General features: G+C 40.0%; 15 protein-coding genes. 10 read left to right on the top strand and 5 right to left on the bottom strand.

Annotated elements, in window-relative coordinates; all coding sequences use genetic code 11:
* Positions 1-122 precede the first annotated feature (122 nt).
* The 9 genes from htpG to WA1_RS32290 all read left to right on the top strand — a co-directional run bounded on the left by htpG (position 123) and on the right by WA1_RS32290 (position 13,974).
* Positions 123-2,126: a molecular chaperone HtpG gene (htpG, locus tag WA1_RS32250; RefSeq protein WP_017747369.1), complete on the top strand. Its 2,004-nt coding sequence runs from the start codon at positions 123-125 to the stop codon at positions 2,124-2,126.
* Between the two features lie 276 nt (positions 2,127-2,402).
* Positions 2,403-2,639 carry a 50S ribosomal protein L28 gene (gene rpmB / locus WA1_RS32255; RefSeq protein ID WP_017747368.1) on the top strand — a complete coding sequence of 79 codons (237 nt, stop codon included), beginning with the start codon at positions 2,403-2,405 and terminating at the stop codon, positions 2,637-2,639.
* 454 nt (positions 2,640-3,093) lie between these two features.
* A complete protein-coding gene (hpsA, locus tag WA1_RS32260; RefSeq protein WP_066613100.1) occupies positions 3,094-8,052 on the top strand; it encodes a hormogonium polysaccharide biosynthesis protein HpsA in 4,959 nt (1,652 codons plus the stop codon).
* 81 nt (positions 8,053-8,133) lie between these two features.
* Entirely contained in the window at positions 8,134-8,847 is a 714-nt protein-coding gene (gene hpsB / locus WA1_RS32265) for a hormogonium polysaccharide secretion pseudopilin HpsB (RefSeq protein WP_017747367.1), read from the top strand.
* A 41-nt stretch (positions 8,848-8,888) separates the two neighbouring features.
* Positions 8,889-9,917: a hormogonium polysaccharide secretion pseudopilin HpsC gene (gene hpsC / locus WA1_RS32270; RefSeq protein ID WP_017747366.1), complete on the top strand. Its 1,029-nt coding sequence runs from the start codon at positions 8,889-8,891 to the stop codon at positions 9,915-9,917.
* Between the two features lie 3 nt (positions 9,918-9,920).
* Positions 9,921-10,721 carry a prepilin-type N-terminal cleavage/methylation domain-containing protein gene (locus tag WA1_RS32275; RefSeq protein ID WP_272819276.1) on the top strand — a complete coding sequence of 267 codons (801 nt, stop codon included), beginning with the start codon at positions 9,921-9,923 and terminating at the stop codon, positions 10,719-10,721.
* 258 nt (positions 10,722-10,979) lie between these two features.
* Positions 10,980-11,945, top strand: a complete 966-nt coding sequence (hpsE, locus tag WA1_RS32280; protein WP_017747364.1) for a hormogonium polysaccharide biosynthesis glycosyltransferase HpsE — start codon at positions 10,980-10,982, stop codon at positions 11,943-11,945.
* A gap of 18 nt (positions 11,946-11,963) precedes the next feature.
* On the top strand, positions 11,964-12,959 hold the full coding sequence (gene hpsE / locus WA1_RS32285; RefSeq protein WP_017747363.1) for a hormogonium polysaccharide biosynthesis glycosyltransferase HpsE: 996 nt from the start codon (positions 11,964-11,966) through the stop codon (positions 12,957-12,959).
* A gap of 61 nt (positions 12,960-13,020) precedes the next feature.
* The gene (locus tag WA1_RS32290; RefSeq protein ID WP_017747362.1) at positions 13,021-13,974 is read left to right on the top strand and encodes a glycosyltransferase; all 954 of its coding nucleotides are present in this window, start codon (positions 13,021-13,023) and stop codon (positions 13,972-13,974) included.
* A gap of 146 nt (positions 13,975-14,120) precedes the next feature.
* Here WA1_RS32290 and WA1_RS32295 read toward each other — a convergent pair whose 3' ends face one another.
* Together WA1_RS32295 and WA1_RS32300 are read right to left on the bottom strand one after the other, a co-directional pair.
* Positions 14,121-14,414 (bottom strand): nucleotidyltransferase family protein, encoded by a 294-nt coding sequence (locus WA1_RS32295; RefSeq protein ID WP_017747361.1) that lies wholly within the window; start codon positions 14,412-14,414, stop codon positions 14,121-14,123.
* Positions 14,415-14,529: 115 nt separating this feature from the next.
* Entirely contained in the window at positions 14,530-15,672 is a 1,143-nt protein-coding gene (locus tag WA1_RS32300; protein ID WP_026135404.1) for an IS4 family transposase, read from the bottom strand.
* 299 nt (positions 15,673-15,971) lie between these two features.
* On the opposite strand from WA1_RS32300, the gene WA1_RS32305 reads away from it, so the two are divergent.
* Positions 15,972-16,595, top strand: coding sequence for a pilus assembly FimT family protein (locus tag WA1_RS32305; protein ID WP_026135103.1), 624 nt, complete (start codon positions 15,972-15,974; stop codon positions 16,593-16,595).
* A gap of 240 nt (positions 16,596-16,835) precedes the next feature.
* On the opposite strand, the gene WA1_RS32310 is transcribed toward WA1_RS32305, so the two are convergent.
* The 3 genes from WA1_RS32310 to WA1_RS32320 all read right to left on the bottom strand — a co-directional run bounded on the left by WA1_RS32310 (position 16,836) and on the right by WA1_RS32320 (position 21,530).
* Positions 16,836-19,313 (bottom strand): type IV pilus secretin family protein, encoded by a 2,478-nt coding sequence (locus WA1_RS32310; protein ID WP_017747359.1) that lies wholly within the window; start codon positions 19,311-19,313, stop codon positions 16,836-16,838.
* 700 nt (positions 19,314-20,013) lie between these two features.
* A complete protein-coding gene (locus WA1_RS32315) occupies positions 20,014-20,766 on the bottom strand; it encodes a hypothetical protein (RefSeq protein ID WP_017747358.1) in 753 nt (250 codons plus the stop codon).
* A complete protein-coding gene (locus tag WA1_RS32320; protein ID WP_017747357.1) occupies positions 20,763-21,530 on the bottom strand; it encodes a PilN domain-containing protein in 768 nt (255 codons plus the stop codon). The genes WA1_RS32315 and WA1_RS32320 overlap by 4 nt, the downstream gene beginning before the upstream one ends.
* Between the last annotated feature and the right edge of the window lie 58 nt (positions 21,531-21,588).

Genomic DNA, 21,588 nt, shown 5'->3' on the forward strand with positions numbered 1-21,588 from the left:
ATGTGGCTATGTAGGGTAATCCGCATCTTATATAGGAAGATATCCCGTAAGCACAAGTAAGTGTAAGCACTGCTAATCTAGCCTTAAAATCCTAATCAGTAACTTTGATAGAAGGCATGACTATGCTAGAACAAGGTACCATAAGTATTCATACTGAGAATATTTTCCCAATAATCAAGAAGTCCCTCTACTCGGATCATGAAATCTTCTTACGGGAGTTGGTTTCCAATGCTGTAGATGCTATCCAAAAACTGAAGATGGTATCCCGTGCTGGGGAGTATTCGGGGGAAATTGGCGAACCGGAGATTCAAATCGCCATCGATAAGGACAAAAAAACCCTATCCATCACCGATAACGGTATCGGGATGACGGCGGAGGAAGTTAAGAAGTACATCAACCAAGTTGCCTTCTCCAGTGCGGAGGAATTCATTAAGAAGTATGAAGGCAAATCAGACCAACCAATTATCGGTCACTTTGGTCTTGGTTTCTACTCCTCCTTTATGGTGGCGCAGAAGGTCGAAATCGATACTCTGTCTTATCAAGAAGGAGCGCAGGCAGTTCACTGGAGTTGTGACGGTTCTCCACAGTTTACTTTGGAAGATTCATCCCGTACAACTCTTGGTACAACCATAACTCTTACCTTGCAAGAGGAAGAAGTGGAGTACTTAGAACCCTCTCGCATTAAACAGCTTGTTAAAACTTATTGCGACTTTATGCCAGTTCCCATCAAACTTGATGGTGAGGCAATCAACAAGCAAAGAGCTGTGTGGCGGGAGTCTCCCAGTAGTTTGAGTCAAGAAGATTATTTAGAGTTTTACCGCTATCTGTATCCTTTCCAAGAAGAACCGTTGCTCTGGGTGCATCTGAACACAGATTATCCTTTCATTATCAACGGTATTTTATACTTCCCCAGGATGAAGCCGGATGTTGATGTAACGAAAGGGCAGATTAAGCTGTTCTGCAATCAAGTTTTTGTCAGCGACCACTGTGAAGAAATTATTCCACAGTTCCTGCTGCCAATGCGGGGTGTGATTGACAGTACTGATATTCCCTTGAACGTGTCGCGGAGTGCTTTGCAAACCGATCGCACCGTGCGGAAAATTGGCGATTATATTGCTAAGAAAGTGGGCGATCGTCTTAAAGAACTTTACCGCGATAATCGCGAACAGTACGTCAGTGTTTGGAAAGACTTGGGTACTTTCGTTAAATTTGGCGTTCTGAATGACGAGAAATTTAAGAAACAGGTGGAAGACATCATTGTTTTCCGCAGTACCTATCAACCAAGTAGCAGCCCGCAATCAGCACCAGCAGCTAACCCAACAGTTGAAGTTGAGGTGCAATCTCAAGAAGGTGATGTATGGCAAGATGTCACTCCCAGTTCTGAGTCTTCAGCCCCAACTTCTCAGTCACCCTACACTACTCTGAAAGAGTATCTGGAGCGTAACAAAGAACGTCACGAGAATCGTGTCTTCTATGCTACCGATGGAGTGTCGCAGGCGACTTACATAGAACTGCATAAAAACCAAGGTTTGGAAGTCCTGTTTATGGACTCTTTCATCGACACCCACTTTATCAACTTCTTAGAGCGGGAATATAATGAGGTCAAATTTACACGGGTAGATTCTGACTTAGACAACACCTTGCTGGATAAAGACCAAGATAAGGAGATTGTCGATCCAAAGACAAATAAAACTCGGAGTGAAACCGTCAAAGATCTCTTTGAGAAAGCTCTCAACAAACCTAAGGTGAACATCCGCACGGAAGCTTTAAAAGCAGACGATCCCCAAGGAACACCACCAGCTATGGTGCTTTTGCCAGAAATTTTGCGCCGCTTGCGGGAAATGAATGCTCTGATGCAGCAGCAACAAGCAGAGTTTCCTGAAGACCATATTTTGCTGGTAAACACATCTCACCCACTGATTCAAAATTTGGCAAGTCTCAGCCAAAGCAGTATTATTCAAGGGGATGGTGAGTCGCCTACCGGACAGCTTGTGAAAATGATTTGCCAACATATATACGATTTGGCACTCATGTCTCAAAAGGGTTTTGATGCTGAAGGAATGAAATCTTTTGTTGAGCGTTCTAATGAAGTGCTCACCAAGCTGACTCAAGAAGCAACAAAGTAGAAACCTAACCCCATAGATCCCACTGTAGGGGCGCAAGGCATTGCGCCCCTACCCAGGATTGTGGTTCATAAAAATGAAAATTGCTGTAACCTCCAGTGCGAAGGTCATGATTTCTAGTTCCTAGGCTGAGCCTGGGAACACCTAGTGTGAGGCTCAGCTTCATATTTTTACAATTAGGTGACGTATTATCTCAAAAATCAGGACAAACTGCCACCCACTTAGCGAGCAATTCTATACAATAAGAGATTGTGTCCAAAAAAATCGGAGAACTTTGATATGTCTCGTCGCTGCGAATTAACTGGTAAGAAGGCAAACAATGCCTTCGCAATTTCCCACTCTCATCGTCGTACCAAACGCCTTCAGCAAGTCAACCTGCAATCTAAGCGGATTTGGTGGGAAGGAGGAAATCGTTGGGTGAAAATGCGTTTATCTACCACAGCCATCAAAACCCTTGATAAGAAAGGATTGGAAGCAATGGCGAAAGAAGCTGGAATTGACCTCAACAAATATTAAGGGAACTGATTTTTCCCATTCAACCTCTAATGTATCTTCCACTGCCTCCCCTCGTCGGGGAGGTTTTTAATATCTTAATCTTCATTTTTCGATAAACTGATATGTTTTGTTACCAGGTGGGTAACATAAGCTTACTATCTAACATTATCTTCACAAAGTTCTTTGCTTTGAAACACATCTTTGCAAAGTTCATGTAAACCTATGGTGTTATTATTCTTTTTCGGCTATAAATTAGGTAATTCTAATAACATTAGTCTTTATCTAAAAAGCTGAAAAAATACCATTCTTGAAGAAAATCGTTTGGTACTGCTATCAACCTTGCATCATAGTTATGCATGGTTAAAAAGTGGTGTCAAGAACTTGATTTTTGCCTGCATATGTTTGTTAGGCACAGTTCAACAATAGTAAACATTTTAAAGAAACCAGCATTAAATCTCTTAACAGGGAAGTGGCTATGAAGCGAAATAGCAAGTTAGTCAAGGCTACGAGAAATTTCTACCAAAAGCTTTGCAGTTCCTCTCCATTGACAATTAAAGAGCAAAGTTTGTGGCTGCTGCGAGCTTTTTTAGTTACCAGAAAACAGTCTGATTGGGTGAATGCTGGTTTTGTGTTGCCAACAGTCGCAATGGTAGCTCTGGTTGTTGTGCTGCTGACAACGGCAATTTTATTTCGGTCTTTTGAAAGATCCAAAAATGCTAGCAATGTTCGGGTGAATGAGGCTGTTCTCAATGCTGCTGCTCCAGCAATTGACCGCGCTAGAGCAAAAATAGATGCTTTATTTGAAGATCCAACATTACCACGTGCAACACCATCTGATAGTGCCTTGTATGATGCTTTAAAAAAAGAAAAATATATACTTGGGGATGAAAAACGCCTAAAGTTAGGTGTTGATATTGATAATCATAACTCCATTGTAGCTCCAACAAACACAACAGCATTAGAAAATGATGAAACACTGAAAAGTGCTTGGAAATTTGCAGTTGATACAGATAATAACGGTAAAAAAGATAGTTATACTCTCTATGCAATTTACTTCCGCAATCCTACTCGAGATACTACTACAGGGAAATTTAACCGTAAAAGAAATGCTTTAGAAGTTAGAACTCCACCTGAAACTAATGAACAATGCGGAAATGCCACTGGTTTTGCTAGCTTAGTGGGTAATTCTAGCTGGTATAAGCTGCAATCAGGTAACTTGGGCAAAAGCTTTTTTGTCTACACTGTTAATGTGCCAATTACACAGGCAGAATATAATAACTTGCCTGCAACTGCATCAAGTTCAGATCCAAATGAAGCTACTAAAGCTAATAGCGAACCTTACAAAGGTAACAGAGGTTTTGTTGCATTAGAATTTCAGCAAGACCGCAGTCGTATTCCTCTAGCAAATAATGCAGTTTGGTTTGAGAACGACCTAGAAATCACACCTGGTGTTGACTTGCTATTAAATGGCAGAATTCATACAAATGGTAACTTATTGGTAGGTGGAAACCCAGATGCAACGCCAGACCCTATTGTTAGACTTCGACAAGTTAGCAGCAAACATTCCTGTTTTTACAATCAAGAAAACGGACTAGTCACTGTTGGCGGTAATGTAGGAACTGGTAACCTTGGTCATACTACAGATCAACTTCAAGTGACCGTTGATTTATATCGAGGTTTTAAGAAAGCCGTTACCACCGCTCAAATTAGCAACACAAACAGATCTACCAATTCTGCTGGTGGTGCTGCGGTTGGATTTAACGATGCAGCATTCAATCAACGCATTGCAGCAATGCTAACTTCTGCACTCGGTCTATGTACAACCTGCACATCCACAACAGTCACAAATGGTCAAACCTTCAAACAGGCTGTTAATAACGTTAACGCCTACCCAGCAGAAGTAAAAAGTAACGTGACAGCGCGAGTCAAAAATGCTGACGATGTCCTATATGCCAGCAGTATCCTTACAGAGGAAATACAAACTTATCTCCAACAACGGGCAAGACGAGTTCCCTTTGTAGAAGTATCAAACCCCACTGGCGTAGGGGCAAACTCAGGATTTACTGGTTTTACATCAAACATAGATCCTCCTGAAGCTTGGAGAAAACCATTAAATTCTAGTAACCAGTTCACCAATGCTGTAAATATCTCTGTCACTACCACTCAGTTAGAGGCAACATATCCCGAATTACAAAAGAAAGAAGGCGTTCAAAGCAATTTGGGCGATCGCATATTTGTAGGTAATAATTTACCAGCAAAATGGGCACCCAATGAACCACCTAACGGCACATATGTAGGATCAACTGAACCTCAGTTTATCAACAATGTAAACTGGACTCGACCAACTGGCACACAAGCTAAACAGAGATGGCGCAACACACAAATACAATCCGTTACAGATTTAGGTGTATCTGAACGGAATGGTTTTTGGGAACAGAAAGCAGCAGAAAACCCTATAAACCCGTTGGATAACGTGGGTGGGGTGAGGATCGTGACAGGTGCAGGAATCTACGTTGATGGTACAGGTAATACTGCCAATCTCTTGACAGGTCCATTTTATCCTCGCGGTGCTAATTCTTTTTTACCAGATCCATCAGATCCCACTCCTGCAAATAGTAATGATATTCCTGTTTGGCCTGACACAATGCCAATGAGTAGCCCAAAAGCTACAGAAACTCGCAAAGGTGACCTGCTGATGAGAGCCACGGCAGTTTATCACTACAAAATAGACTCTGGTATTGACCAAGAACCAATTGCTTGTGTCAGCAGCTACTACGATCCTACCAACACAACCACTGCTAAAAACAAAGTCAACGTTGATGGTGGATATGGTATTGATACCGCCAAGGGTAGATCAAACAATGGTGTTGTTTACGATTACCCTACAGGTGGGAGAACAACATTCTTTGCTCTTAATAAGGTTCGTCTTCAACAACAAGCAAAGTTAGTATTCGCCAATGGACGACCAGTTAATCCAGCCTTACAAACAGCTTTACAAAAAATTGGCAACAACAGTGTAGTCCCCAGCAGTGGTTTGCAATATGCTGATTACTCAGCAATTGATACAGCGCTTTGTGCTATCAATATTCTCGGTGGTGCCACTCCTTCCCCGTCCCCATTGACTGACAAGCCTAATCATGGAGACATCAAAGAAGCATCTTTCCTTGATGCTCGAGAAATTAAACAAGTTTCTCAATCATCCGCATCTGATCAATATGATCTAGACATTGAAGAGCGTCAACCTCTGGAAATTAGGGTCACTGAGATTAACATAGGTAATTTAGCTAGCCGAGGAATTAACGGTACTAGCGAGTATTTATTACCCTACAGTGGCATTATTTACGCAACTCGTGACGATGGGTTACTAGATCGGAGCGATACAACTGCTAATAGTGCGTTACTTAGCCCTACAGACTTTAAGCTCGATCCCACCCGTCGCCCTAATGGTATCCGCCTTATCAACGGTTCGACTTTGGCAAGAAACCCTAGCGTTAATCAAAATGCTTACAATGCTAAAGAAAAAGGTCTAATTTTGGTAAGTAATTTACCTGCGTATATCAAAGGTAATTTTAATTTGCACCGTCCGAATACAACCACCAACACAGAAATTGAAGAATTTATAGAAAAAGAGTCAAATACTGACTTTTACGATCGCCAAACTCGTGACGATAACTTTGCATGTCGTGCTGGAAGAACTGGCTGTCCTAGTAGTGGTGGTGACTATTGGCGACCAGCAACAATTATCGCTGATGCAATGACGTTGCTGTCGGGAACAGCATCAAATGCGGGATTTATAGACGGTTTTCGTAATGAAGGTGATTACGACCATAACAACAATACAGGTGTTCCAGTAGATATCGCTACTGACGTTTCTAGAACAAGTCGTCTAAAAAACGGTTTTCTGGAAAACGGTTTTGCTACGACAACACAGTGGTGGGGTGCGAATAATATTCCTATCACCAGTTTAGGATCTTACACATTAAATGGTGTAACACCAGTTCAGCGAAGGGTTGATAGTCATCCCTTATACGTTATGGAAATTTGCCGTCAGGCATTAGTTTCTGAATGTGATGGTAGTACACCAGATAAACAATGGGCGATGGGCTTTGACATTGATGGAGATGGGATATTAAGTAGCACAGCTCAAAACTATACAATTCCACTCGCTACAGGTGGAACTACAACGATCTCACTCACAGAAAGAGATATTAAGGCTTATCAACTCGGACAAGCTATACTTGCTGCCAAAGGTTCTAATGCCTCGGGTGCTGATAATATACTGACTAACAACGAACTACATTGGATTAATAACAGTGGTAAATTTGCCAAATCTGGTACTCCTCCTCTTCCCAGTAAAACAATTAGAGAACGACTTGGGTCTGGTGATACAGGTTCTCAACCTGCTCTAGAACCAGCAGATCGACGTTATCCCCGGCGGATTGCTTTTGCACGTGATAATAACAATACACTGGTTTTCACCTCTAGTGGTTCTAATAAAATTTATCAGCCAATAGGAGTTGGTTGCCCCGTTTATACTGGTCAGTACAGTAATGCCAGTGATTATCTGAAGAATGGATGTACCTATAACAGCTCACCTACAGTAACCTCTCATTATGGACTACAAGAAAACAATGCTCTTTGGTTCAGAGCAACAAGTTCTAATACTGATCCCAGCGATATTAGTAGTGCAACTTACAGAAGCGATCAATCCCTGTTCTATATTCCTCCCTCTGCTGGAGATGGTCAACCAATCTTAGTGCCAGTTTTGCAGATACATGATGCAAAAAATAATCCTGGAAATAACATCAGAACGGATAACACAAATCAACTTCAAGATGAGTTTAGGGATAGATGGTTAAAAGCGGCAAATCTAGATACTAGCTTTAATGCAACTTTTGTAGTCGGTAATAGCCCTGGTAGAGCAGTTGAAGATTCAGCTGGTTTGCAAAACTTTGTACGATTCTTAGAAAATTGGAATGGTAGGATAGCCAAAATCACTGGCAGTTTCATTCAGTTAAAACGAAGTTCCTACGCCACAGCACCAGTTGCGCCTCTTTTTAAAGCTAATAGAGGAGCTAATAGTGCTAACGCTGCAACCAACACTAGCAAATTTGACTACTCGTTAGATACTTACTCTGGTAGAAACAATGATGGTCTTTCGCCTTTTTACTGGGCACCAACAAGACAGTGGGGCTTTGATGTTGGGCTTCTGTCAGAACAACCAGACTTGTTTGCTCAAAGATTTACAGCACCGCCATCGAATCGTCCAAATGAGTTCTTTAGAGAAGTCGGTCAGGATGACCCTTGGGTGAAAGCATTACTCTGTGCTGGACAAGCAAGTGACAAAAAAGGAGAAAGTGGTGCTACATACTCCAATGCAGTTTCTTCTGAGTATCGTCCACAAGAGTGTAAACCCATACCAGCAGATCCATAAAGAGTCTCTTCTTAAGGAATTGTCTGTCAAACTAAACCAAACTGTTTAAAACTAGGTTGAAATATTGGGTAAATTGCCATGATGACAGAGAAACAAGCGACAAGCTCTAAAAAACAGCAGGCTAATCGACGAAGCAAGATAGTAGCATCATACTTATACAAACCCCAAAAAGGTTTTACCATAATTGAATCTTTGGTAGCACTGCTTGTAGTTAGTATTTTGCTAGCAGCGATCGCTCCAGTAATTACTCTGTCAGTGGCGACCCGTCTTCAATCTCGACGGGTAGAATTAGCGACCCAAGCAGCTAAATCATATATTGATGGAGTGAGGACTCAAAAAATTGTAAGTCCAGTTACAACAGGTAGTACAAGTACACCTATATATCAGTATGGTGCCCCTACAGCTACGGGAAGCTTAACTTGTACGGCAAATAGTTACTGCACAGTTCCAACAGGAACATCTTTATTCTGCGTAGATTTTGATGGTACTGACGCATGTGAGGCTACTAGTCCCATAGATATGATTGTGCAGGCTTTTCGCTCACAGAATGCTAGTACTACCACCACAGGATATGTTTTAGGGGTGCGTGTTTACAGATCTGACGCTTTTAAGCTCAGCACGACTCTCTCTAGAAACAATGCTACCGGTAATGGCGAAAAAGTGACACAAAAAAGCTTCACTGGAGGTGCCGGTAAGCGCACACTACCTTTAGTGGAAATGACAACAGATATTAACGATATTGTGCCTAAATACAATGACCTTTGCACGCGTTTCCCAGGTGGTTGTATCAATTAATTGTCTTTATAAATTACTGGCATTATAACGGGAAAAAACGCATGAAAACTATATTACAATACCTCCCAAGCATTCAAAGAAAATCCTCTAGATTTCTCGAAAAAAATAGTGGCTTTACTCTAATTGAGTTGTTGGTAGCTATGATTTTGGCAGCGTTAGTTATAACGCCTTTGTTGGCATTTATGATTAACGTTTTAGATAGCGATCGCAGAGAACAAGCAAAGGCAACGACTGAGCAAGAAATTCAAGCCGCCCTGGAATATATCTCTCGTGACCTACAGCAAGCTGTTTATATCTATGATGATGATGGAGTAACTAGAAACAGTAATACTGATGTTAGTTTGTCTGGTATTCAAGACCAGATTCCACCTGTTAAAGGTGCTTCTAGTTGTAAAGTTGTTAGTGGAAGTAGTAATTGTAAGCCAATACTAGTTTTTTGGAAACGGGAGTACATACCTGAAAGTGTAGGAGTTAATTCTAATAGTGACACTCAAAAAGATGATGGCTTTGCATATTCATTAGTAGGATATTATTTCATAACAAATCCAACTTCTACTGCTCCTTGGTCATCATCAGCTAGAATTGGGAGATTTCAAATTAGAGGTAGAGTTAACGCAGAGTATAGTAATACCAAAGGTGAAGCTTGCGATCCGGGATTTAGTCCACCTCCACTAGATCTAACAGTAAATGGTTCAAAGTTAAAGGAAAAGATGAGCCAATGGAAAACTTCATTAGGTACATCACCTTCACCATTAACACCATGTGCATCACCTGCTACAGAATACACTAAACAGGTAGATACTTTAGTTGATAACATTAGCACCACTGGTCCCGATCCCGATCCAACAACAACACCTTGTCCACCCGGCGCTAAGCTTGTAGGAGTAGTTAACAGTGGTTTTTTTGCTTGTGTCAATTCTGATGAAGTGCTGGCACAAGTCTATATCAGAGGAAATGCTTTGGTTCGCCTCACAAACAAAAATGATACTGTATACGATCCTAAAGCTTCTGCTTACTTTCCTGGAGGAAACATTCGCGTACAGGGACGTGGTTTCTTATTTACTAAATAATTTTTGTTAGTAACTTATTTAATTAAAAAAATGAACGGGTGTATGCATAACATAGTAATTTCTGTGATCTTCAGAGAAAATTATCAAAAAGGTGTAATGCGAATATTACAACAACGATGTCTAATAAATAAATCAAGATCAACATCTAAGTATACGCATCATAATGGTGGTTTTTCTTTATTAGAACTTGTGGTGGTAGTGCTTATAGTTGCTATTTTAGCAGCAATAGTTAGTCCAGGGTGGCTTGCTTTTGTCAATCGACAACGTGTCAACAAAGCCAATGATGCAGTTTTAGGAGCATTGCAGGATGCACAGAAACAAGCTAAGAAGATTAAACGTATTTATAGCGTGAGTTTTGCAGTGGATAACGGTGTCCCAAAAGTGAGTATCTATCCGAATCCAGATATTACTAATCCACCTCCTCCACTAACAAGCCCTTTGTGGAAGACACTGGGAGAGGATATGAGATTTCAACAAGGACAAGTTTTGATATATAGCAATCTCACAGCTTATAACCCTTCGCAAACTACAAATGAAAATGCTAATAAAAAAGCAGCTAACACTGTCAATTACACCACAGCATTAAGTACCACAGCAATTAGTACAATTACTTTTGATTATATGGGTGTTTTGGCACCTAAAGCTGACAAAACTGATGCTGACACTATTTTAAAAGTTGCAGTTGCCGCACCCAAAGTAGGCAGCACTACTACTGCTGCTAGCGAACTTAAGAGATGTGTTTTTATAGAAACTCTCATTGGAGGAATGCGAATAGGAAAAAACGAAACAGAATGTAATCAATAGAGGTTTAGAGAAAAAATACATAATATTCCATGAAAATACTGAACTCGAAAACTGCTCTTTAAGCACAAACTAGAATCATCAGGAGTAGTTTTTAGTTTATATATGCTTGATGACTACATTGCGATCGCAATGTTTGGGAATTAGCTATTCTATAACTTCAGATTAAACGGTAACTACAAAGTCGTTTTAGCGATCAATAGTATTCGTAAATAGAAATAACTATAAAAAACTCCATAATACACCTAAACCTTTTGCGCTATGAATGAGTGCATCGACTTTACTGTCGCTATCCCAACTTATAATGGTGGTAACCGCTTGTCTGAATTACTAGAAAGATTGCAAAATCAGCTTAATACTCAACATTTTTCTTGGGAAATTATAGTTGTAGACAACAACAGTACCGATAACACTGCTACTGTTATAAAAAACATTCAAGAGGATGGGATGTATCCTTATCCATTGAAGTATTGCTTTGAATCGAAACAGGGAGCTGCATTTGCTAGACAGCGAGCTGTTGAAGAAGCAAGAGGAACCTTAATAGGTTTTTTAGATGACGATAATTATCCCTCACTGACTTGGGTAGCGGAAGCCTATGCTTTTGGTCAAGCCCATCCAAAAGCAGGAGCATATGGCAGCCAAATTCACGGTGAGTTTGAAATTAAGCCACCAGAAAATTTTGAGAAAATAGCTTGTTTCTTAGCGATTATTGAACGAGGGATAGAACCTCATCGCTACGAACCACATATGATGGTACTCCCTCCTGGAGCAGGTTTAGTCGTTCGCAAGCAGGTTTGGTGCCAAACAGTTCCCAAACGCTTGGTTCTCAACCACAAAGGTAAAGAAGCACTCTTAGCTAGTGAAGATTTAGAGGCAGTACTGCATATCCAGTTGGGTGGTTGGGAAATTTGGTACAACCCACAAATGCAAATTTTTCATCAAATTCCTGCATGGCGATTGCAAAAAGAATACTTAATTCGTTTATTTCGTTGTGTCGGCTTAAGTAAACATCACTTACGTATGCTGAGAATACAGCCTTGGAAAAGACCTCTTGCAAGTTTGCTGTACCTCATAAATGATTTCCGCAAGATTATGCTTCACATACTTAAGTATCGAGGTACCGTTCAAAGCGATCCAATCGCTGCTTGCCAAATGGAACTTCTAGTAAGTAGTTTATTGAGTCCTTTCCATCTTTTAAAAGTCAGATACCTAGACCATGATGTCTAAAAGTCATTAATAATATCTATGCTTAATTTTACAGTTGCTATTCCTACTTACAACGGTGCAAACCGTTTACCTCAGCTTTTAGAACGGCTTTTTAACCAATCCGGAGTAGAAGATTTAAACTGGGAAATTCTAATTATCGATAATAACAGTAGCGATCGCACTTCTGAAATAATTCAAACTCTCCAAAAAAACAATATAGGATACCAGTTAAGGTACTACTTGGAAACTGAACAAGGAGCAGCATTTGCACGATTACGAGCTGTACGCGAAGCACAAGGAGAGTTAATTGGATTTTTAGATGACGATAACCTCCCTGCACCTGATTGGATCGCACAAGCAGTTGCTTTTGGTAAAGAGTATCCTCAAGCAGGGGCTTGGGGAGGTCAAATTCATGGTGAATATGAGGTACAACCTCCTGAAAACTTTAAAAGGATTCAAAGTTTTTTAGCTATTAGAGAACGTGGAGAGAAACCAAATCTATACGATCCAGTCAATCTAAGCCTTCCTCCAGCAGCAGCCGTTGTTATTCGTAAACAAGCTTGGTTAGATAATGTTCCCAATCGTCCTGCTTTAAGTGGAAAAGTCCCTGGTTTAATGATACAAGGTGATGATTATGAGCCATTACTGTATATTCATAAGGCGGGTTGGCAAATTTGGTATAATCCCGCCATGCATACACATCATCAAATACCATACTGGCGACTAGAAAAAGATTACCTACTTGCTTTGGCTCGCGGTTGTGGATTGTGTGTTTGTCAGCTACGTTTGTTCAATGCTAAAAATTGGCAAAAACCTATAATTTTTGTGAAAACAATAGTTGGTAATTTCCGACGTATCGTACAACATTTTCTTAAGTATAGAGGAGGATTTAAAAAAGATATAATTGCAAATTGCGAAATGGAATTTTACCTAAGTAGTATGATAAGTCCTTTTTATTACTTAAAATTTAATCTAAAAAAAATGATAAAATATAAACTACAAAAAATATCTTTTTATATTTTTGCATCTTATTGAAAACGGCGGATAAATGTAAAATCAATAATAACTTATTCGGTCTATAAATAAGATTTTTTAAATGCCAATAATTTCTGTAATTATACCAACTTTTAATAGTGAAAAAACTATTCGAGAAACTGTTGAATCTGTATTAAAACAAACTCTTAATGATTTTGAGTTAATTATTATCAATGATGGTTCCGAAGATTCAACCTTAGCGATCGTATCTGAAATTAAAGACCATAGAATTCAAGTTTTTTCATATCCGCATACTAATGCAAATGTTAGTCGCAATAACGGTCTCCATCTTTCTGTTGGAGATTATGTTAGTTTTTTAGATGCCGATGACCTCTGGACACAAAACAAGCTAGAACTACAATTGCAAGCTTTGCAAAAAAACAAAGATGCAATGGTTGCTTATAGTTGGACAGATTATATTGATGAAAACAGTAATTTTTTACTTTCTGGAACTCACATCACTGAAAACGGTAATGTTTATGAAAAATTATTAGTGATTAATTTTTTAGAAAGTGGTTCTAATCCCTTAATTCGTAGAGAAGCTTTAACTAAATTAGGTGGATTTGATGAATCTCTAACTGCTGCTCAAGATTGGGATATGTGGTTGCGATTAGCCCATGATTACCAATTTGTGGCTGTACCGAAAGTACAAATTTTATACCGTAAAAGTAGCAACTCACTTTCCTCTAATCTTGCAAGGCAAGAAAAAGCCTGCTTGTTAGTCCTTAATAAAGCATATAGCAATAGTCCTGTTTCAACACACTCTCTTCGGAACCAGAGTCTAGCAAACCTCTATAAATATCTTAGTTGTAAAGCCTTAGAACCACCTTATAATCGACGCAAAGGTAAAGCTGCTGCTCTATTCTTACTAAAGTATATTATTAATAATTCCTCTAGATTAAACTATGCAAAAATGACGTTAGTCATGTTGCTTAAAATTATAATAATTATTATATTATCTGAGACTTTATCTACAGTAGTATTAAGAATTAGAAAGAGACACACTAATTCATGAGCTTCAACAAATTAAACGTAAAATCCTTTTAGCTTGTAGTTGCGCTTTAGCGCTGAAGCGCAACTACAAACTTCTTACGTTTTTTAATGTTGAATTACTTAAAAAGTATAAAAATTCCTTAATGATCTACAAATAAATACTAATTTTTAAAAAAGAATAGCCTCCTTAAAGACTTTATCTTGAATAAAATAATGTAAAGAATTAGTAGTTACTACATCAACTTTACGATTCAACAAACTTTCCAAATCCTGCACTAAACCACTGGAAAACCAAGGTGTAATTTTATTCAGATCGTAATCAATCAAAAAATCAATATCACTTGTATCTGTTTCTTCTCCTCTAGCTACGCTTCCAAAAATACGGATATTACAAGCCCCATGTTTAGCCGCAATACTGAGAATTTCTTCTCGTTTTCCTTGAAGGACTTCTTTTAATTTCATATTTAATTTTTCTTAAAATACTACAACACCTTATTTTAAACCACTGCGGCATATTTTTAGGTTAAAGGAGGTTTGCTTTAACCCGTATAAAACACCTGACGGGGCGACAAAAGAGCTAGGATGCAGATAGGATAAGCTCCATAGCTCTTAGACCTCGTTGATAATACTTCAATTTATTGCGATTTAATCTCATTAATTCCGTGACTAAATCTTCACATGATTCCATGAAATTAACCCATGTTTGACCATATAATCCAATATAAAAACTGCTGTGTCGCCTTTCAATCCGCCCGTATTCTTTCACGCGACCCACATATTTTTGAACACCTTTTTGTTTAATTTGTTGTCCATGTATTGTGGCAGATGTGTATGCGATGGCTATTAATAAAATTAGAGAAATTAAGCGTTTATTTGAGACCTTAGTATCTTCTAAATTATAACCCCCGCTCTTAAAGTCTCGAAACATTTCTTCTATATCAAATCTTCTTTTATAGGCAGCGATCGCCAATTCTAGCGTGACTAAATTTGTGGCAATAAACCATCCTTCTTTTGGAGCTATTCCTTGAATTTTCCGTCTCCATTTACAAGCTACATTAAAATTGGTAAATCCTTTTTGTTTAGTGACCTTAACTCCTTGTAAAAAGAAAGATATTCCTGGTGATAAGCCTAAATCATTTAACTCTTGCCAAATCTCATGTTCCATTTCAATGAATTCGTTTTTTTTCAAACGAAGACAAAAAGATATGCCTTGCTCTCTGAGCCAACTTGCTAGTTTGACAGAACAAAATTCCCTGTCTCCCAAGAGACAAATTTTGTAATCCTTAAAAATTGGTAAAACTTGAGAGATTAACAATTTTTGTTCGTTAAGATTACTGCTTCCCAACTTAGATAGGAGTTCAAAATATACAGGAAAGGCTCTTTTATCCCAAACTACACTAATTACAAATAAATTAATGCAACCCCATGCAGTGCGATCGATGACTACATAAATCATTTTGTCAGATTGAAAATATGTTGACAACCATGTGGTAACAATCGGAAACCAAATTTTTTCAATTGTTAAGAATGGTAATGATAAAAATCTTTGTAATTTTTTTCGTCTGCTTTCAAATAAAATAGGGATTGGGAGATTTGTTGCTAACGCTTCTAAACTAACTTTTTTAATTGACTGTATAACATTAATTAAAATTGTTAGCAGTAAGTATTCGGTTGGGCTAAATTGACTTTTTAAGTGTATTTGGTAAAATGAAGGTATCATTGTCATTAGATAGGTCTTGTTGACAAAGGTAGACCTATCTTTTTTTACCACAAATTGCTGCACACTTGAACTCATAAGCTTTTCAGGCTATTTTGTCGCCCCTTCAGATAAAACACTGTACTGATTATCCGGATAACAAAAAATATACCAGTAAAGACGAATATAGCCTTTCCGAGTCTGCTGAGGTACAAATTTATCTGCGTCTATCCGCGTTCATCTGCGGTTAGTTCTTTCTTCCTGTAGCTCATGAAAGTGGGAATTGCTATAGATACTTCTGGTAATTTTTCATATCCAAATTAATGCAGGCAAAGCGTTTCAAAAGTTCCTCTAACAGTGGCTTCACAATGTTAGAAATTGTCGTCATTGTTTTAATAACTGGTTTATTAGCCGCGATCGCAGTTCCCAGTTGGCTAGCCTTTGTTGACATTCAACGACTTAAAACTGCTCAAGGCGAAGTTTACCAAGCCATGCGTCAAGCACAAAGTCTAGCGACAAAGAACAAGTTAACTTGGCAAGCCAGTTTTCGCGAACATAATGGCATTGTACAATGGACAGTTCATCAAGCCCAGGCTGACAAATTTGTACCATATACCATTAGTGTCAACGATAATTTATGGCACAACTTGGATACAAATATTCGTATTGATACAGTAAAAAATAATAAAGGCAAATCCGAGACAACGTTGCCAAAAGACACTTCAGCCCAAGCTTGGCGAGTCATATTTAATTACCAAGGCTGTCCGATTTATCAAGTTGGAGATGAATGCACTCAAACATCACTGAGAACACTAGGACAAATAACCTTCTCCAGTAAAAATGGTGGTAAAGCTAAGCGCTGTGTCTATATCTCCACAATACTGGGTGCCATGCGAACAGGAAAAGAGCACGATAAGGCTAATGACAACGGCAAATATTGCTATTAAGTAAGTCAGCGCAAATAATTGTTACTGGTTTGTAGTTGCGACTCATGCGCTAAAGCGCAACTAAGAACGAATCTTAAGATGTTACTTGACCTTTACATACTCCCTTCCCGCTACAAGACTACCAAACTTCTTGTCCTTTTTCTTCGCGCTCTTTGCGTCTTTGCGGTTCATTTAGATAGGTAATCTTTGGGCGGGAAGGTAGTTTTATTTTTTCTTGCTGACCTACTTAACGCTTTTTTGTCACTTTCTAGGTGTTTGTAAACCCCGACGTTCAAGAATTCGTCGAACCTCTGGGCTAGGAGTGTAGTCATAGCCATAAGAAGATCGCTCTGAGTCATCCATCACTTGAGGTGTGAGCAACACAATGACTTCATTGCGCTGGTTGGTTTTGTTTGTCTTTCTAAAAAGCGAACCAAGCAGGGGAATGTCACCCAAGATAGGCACTTTAGAAACAGTAACTCGATCTGACTCTTGAATAATACCTGATAAGATTAGTGTCTGACCATCTCGCAAACGAATAGCTCCCGATCTCAAACTTCTTTGTGATAGCAATGTAATGACACCATCAGGGCTTGGTGATGTTCCGTTTGGTGCAGATACAGTAGGAGCAACAGACAGGGCAACAAATCCATTGTCATCTATCTTGTCAACTTTCACTGAAAGAGTTAAACCAGCATCTTTAATGATTGGTTCTCTGAGATCCCGCGTTACTCTGATACCTCCATACACTTGTGATGTCAAACTTACAACAGCCTCTTCTCCTTCTTGCACAGTAAGAGTTGGGTCAGTCAGAATCTTGGCATTACCGTTAGTGACTTGAGCTTGCAAACTAGCCAGCAAGCGTTTGGGGAACTGAAACAAAGACGGGAGAGCAGACGTGACTGTACCATTAGTACCTGGTGAGACACTTACCTTACCATCCGCATCAATAGTGATTACATCATTTGTACCCCGTGTAATTTCTGTAATGCCAGGTTTTGTGGGATCGTTTGAAATTGGTGCAACTGGTTGATAAGTCGTAGCATCTCTGTTTGGCAATTGTTGGGAGGAGCCAGGTTGAACAGTCACTCCACCTATTCTAACTGCAGTAGGAGATTGGTTGATAATTGTTGTACCCGAACCGCCTCCAGGGATAACCAGCTGATTGTTCGGGTCGAGGAAAGGTGTTCCTTGAATTGGGTTTTCAATCACAGGAGTACCAGTCACACTATTTGCTAGTTCACCACTAGTTGCAGGTCTGGAACCGCCAAAATTCAATGCGGCTGCACCACCATCATTGACAAAGAAGTTATTGCCAATCCCAAAGGAAAAACTACTGTTAAAATCGTGAGTTCCTAAAAGGTTAACATCAATAACCTTGACATTAACTGCCACTTGACGGCGACGAATATCTAGCTGAGTCAGTTGAGCCATTGCAACATCAATCAATCTGGGAGTCCCAATCAAGGTAATTGAATTGGTGCGTTGATCGCCCGACGCCTGCAAACCTCGCAATAAAGGCGTTGAATCTTGAAACTCAGTCCGTAAAGTCTCTACTCTAAGTTCTGTCGTTGTCTGACTTTGAGTGACTGCAGAATTGGCTGCACCACCGACAGGGACAGCATTCACACTAGTGACCAATCGTTCGCGGGTAATGGCACTTTCAGCCCCTAACGCAACCAAAAAACTCAAAGCAGTATCCACCTTAACTTGATTAAGGCGAATATTCCGCATCACAACATCACGGGTGGCATTCGGCAATTTAGGACCAACAAAAACTGTACGTCCACTGCGGTTAGCTTCCAAACCACTCAAGCGCAAGACATAGTTAAACACATCTTGCACTGGCTCATTTTCTATATCTAAGGAGATTGTGGGTCCTTCATTTCCCCCAGCTTGACCCCCAGCTTGACCTCCTTGTTGTCCTTGTCCTGCGGCTGCATTTCCTGCAAAAGCTAAGTTAAGACCGGCAGCACGAGCAAGTAAAGACAACACTTCCCGTACAGGAGCATCTCTCAACACTAAACGAGGTACCCGTTCTTGAGTTCCTAAATCAATGATGCTGGGAGAAGCATCCATGTTTGATATCGCAATATCTCCAACTGGTGGCGCAACGGCTCTAGGTAAGAAAGGTGGAGCCTGATTCAGACGTGGATCGACTCCGGCTGCTGGTGCTGGTGCGCCATTCACAGTCACTTTCGGGTTGGGAACAAGAACCTCTGGCTGCTGATTTTGACTAGGTGGAACTGGAATAGGAGTCGCCGCTTGTTGACTTGGCGTCTTGCTTGCTGTCTGTGCGGGTGCAGATTGAGGAGCCTGCGCTTGCGTTCCATCAGATGGCGCAAAGTTGAGAGTAATTTTGTCTTGCTTTCTCACCACAGGTTGGCTGGTAAGAGCGCCTTTAGTCCCTGTCACAATCACCCGAATGCTATTAGCATCAAGCTGATTGATAGCAACTGAAGCAATTCCCGGTGCGGGATTATCTTGACGAAAGCTATTACCTTTTGATAAACGCAGTTGAGTATTAATAATATCTGCTACCAGGGTATTACCCCTTTGTGTTGTAAAAACCTGTGGGCGAGAGCCAGAAGAAGTTGTTAAAACAACATTCACTCCTCCGTCAGCAGGACTTAGTTTGACTCCAGTAATTTGAGTAACTTGTGCTATTACTGGCTGAGCCGCCATCATCACAATTGCGGCAACACCAAATGCTAAACCATTACCGTGAAGCTGTTTCACAGTTCATTCCTCACATTAAAAACTATTTCAGTGACCAGTGACCAGTGACCAGTGACCAGTGACTATTTTGTAGAAGCACCTAAATTTGTTTATGGAAAAAACTAAATTGATTCATTATTCAACTTTCCTACTTTTAAGTATGTAAATTAACTGTTCACTGGTCACTGGTCACTGGTCACTGATTACTTTTATATATTTCCCGGAAAATTTAGAAAATTAACAGTTTTTTTGCTTTCGGGATTGTTACGTTTAGTTTCTCATGAAGCTATTTGAAATTGTGCCGTATAATTACTGAAGAATTAGAAAAAGCGCACTTCCAATTCAGTTTCTAAGGAAGGATAGGACTCCTATTTGATTTTTGAAATATACGTAGGGTGGGCATTGCCCACCAAAGGCCATATACGGTGGGCAATGCCCACCCTACTGAGATTTTTTCATAAATCATTTATGATTCCTATATATTCTCAGAATTTCTACAAGAATTAAAGAATAAAAATAGAGGTTAGGGAATAGGAGCTAGAGCATCGGTATAATAATCCCAAAAACCCGGTTTCTTCGAGTTGAGCATACGAGATATCAAGCTTGACCACAGGGAGAAACCGGGTTTATTGCCCCCTTTTTGAATACTGTACCGGCGCTCTAGCCCCCTCTCCCAATGGGAGAGGGGGTTGGGGGTGAGGGTCTTTGGGGTCACTGCTCACTATTTCTTAGTCTCTGCTTGAGCTACATCCTGTGGAGTCATAGGCATCAATGCCTGTAACTGAAAATTTGTACTAATGGGTGCAGGACCAATCCGGCGTACTCCTTTACCAGGCTCGACAGCAGTTTCTGGTGCTAATGCTGATTGATAGTCTTTCACCAGCAGCAAAGGCTGTAACCGCTCTATATTGCGGAGGATGGATTGTGTTTGTTCGTAGGTTCCAACAATTTCAATATTGATACTGCGACGTTTTAGCTTTCCATCCACAAGGGGTCCAAAGGTTCCATCAGTAATTGCTTCTGCCTTATCACCAGCCGGTGTATATTTCTTCAGTTTCGCTCTCACTGCATTGAAAGGAACTTGACTGTTACCAGACTCAACTAATCGATTTAAATCTAGCAGCAACGTGTCTAAAGTTTTCTCATTGGCAAACAAACCCAACACCTGGACTTGTTGCACTTGTGCCTGTTTCTGCTCTTCTTGGATCTTACCAATTTGTTTAATAGCAACTTTCTTTTGATCGATATCTGCTTGCAGTTCCGTCTGTTTAGCTTGCTGCTGCTGAAATGCATCCCAAGAAGGCATCAGCATATTCATTGCCATAAACGCAGCACCGGCAATTCCCAAACACCCTACAATAATCCCACTGATTTTTGGTGTTAGAGAAATTCCAAAAACAACAGGGTAGCTAGGCGCAGAGGCTGCACCAAAATCCCCACCCTGTTCAAAACTTATATCTTCACTCACCGTCATCTCTGAAGGACTCCTGTTTTTTGCAGATTGCGAATTCGAGAAACTAGTCCCACTGTGCCTTTTTGCTCCAATTCCCGCATTAACTCGGAAGCCGGAACATCACTCATACTAGATTGAATAGTGTATTTAACTATTTGAGGTGGTTTAAAACCCTGTGGAAGCGTCAGCCCAGGTGGTAACGGTGCATCTATTAACTCTGCTGTCGTAATTCTTGTCTCAGTCGCTTTTAAAAACCGAGACTGCTGCAAGGTAAGCATAAAATCATTGACATGATAAAAAGAACGAGCAACCCCAACAAGTTCTATACCTCCCGCAGGATTTGGTGCTGGCTGTCCTTCTGCTGCAGCTACAGGTGCAATTTGCCTGATGTTTTCAATTTGTACCGTCTTAGGAATGCGATCGCGCAAATCTTGTAACATTGCAGACCAAGGGCGAATTTGGTCAAAAACCGTCACCAAAGCTTGAGTTTCCTGTTTAATTCTGTTAGTTTCTTCCTTAATTTTATTAATACTACCTATTTGTCCCTCAAGAGATTGTTTCTCTTGTTCGAGTTGTGCAATTGTTTGTCCTAATTCAACATTTTTGGCTTCCAACATCCACCAACTCGCCCCTATTAAAACAGGTAAAGCCACACCTATACCCACTCCTATATATAGAGGAGTTAAATCTCCTACAGGGAGAGAAATCTTGCCTCGTTGCTTCTTTTCAGAAGTTTTATTATAGGCTGGGCGATCTTTCAGAAAATTAATATCTAAACTGTACATTCCATCACACCCTTTCCTTAAATGTTTAACTGAAACTCTATATTGCTAATCCAAAATC

Source organism: Scytonema hofmannii PCC 7110, from assembly GCF_000346485.2.
GTDB classification, from domain to species: domain Bacteria; phylum Cyanobacteriota; class Cyanobacteriia; order Cyanobacteriales; family Nostocaceae; genus Scytonema; species Scytonema hofmannii.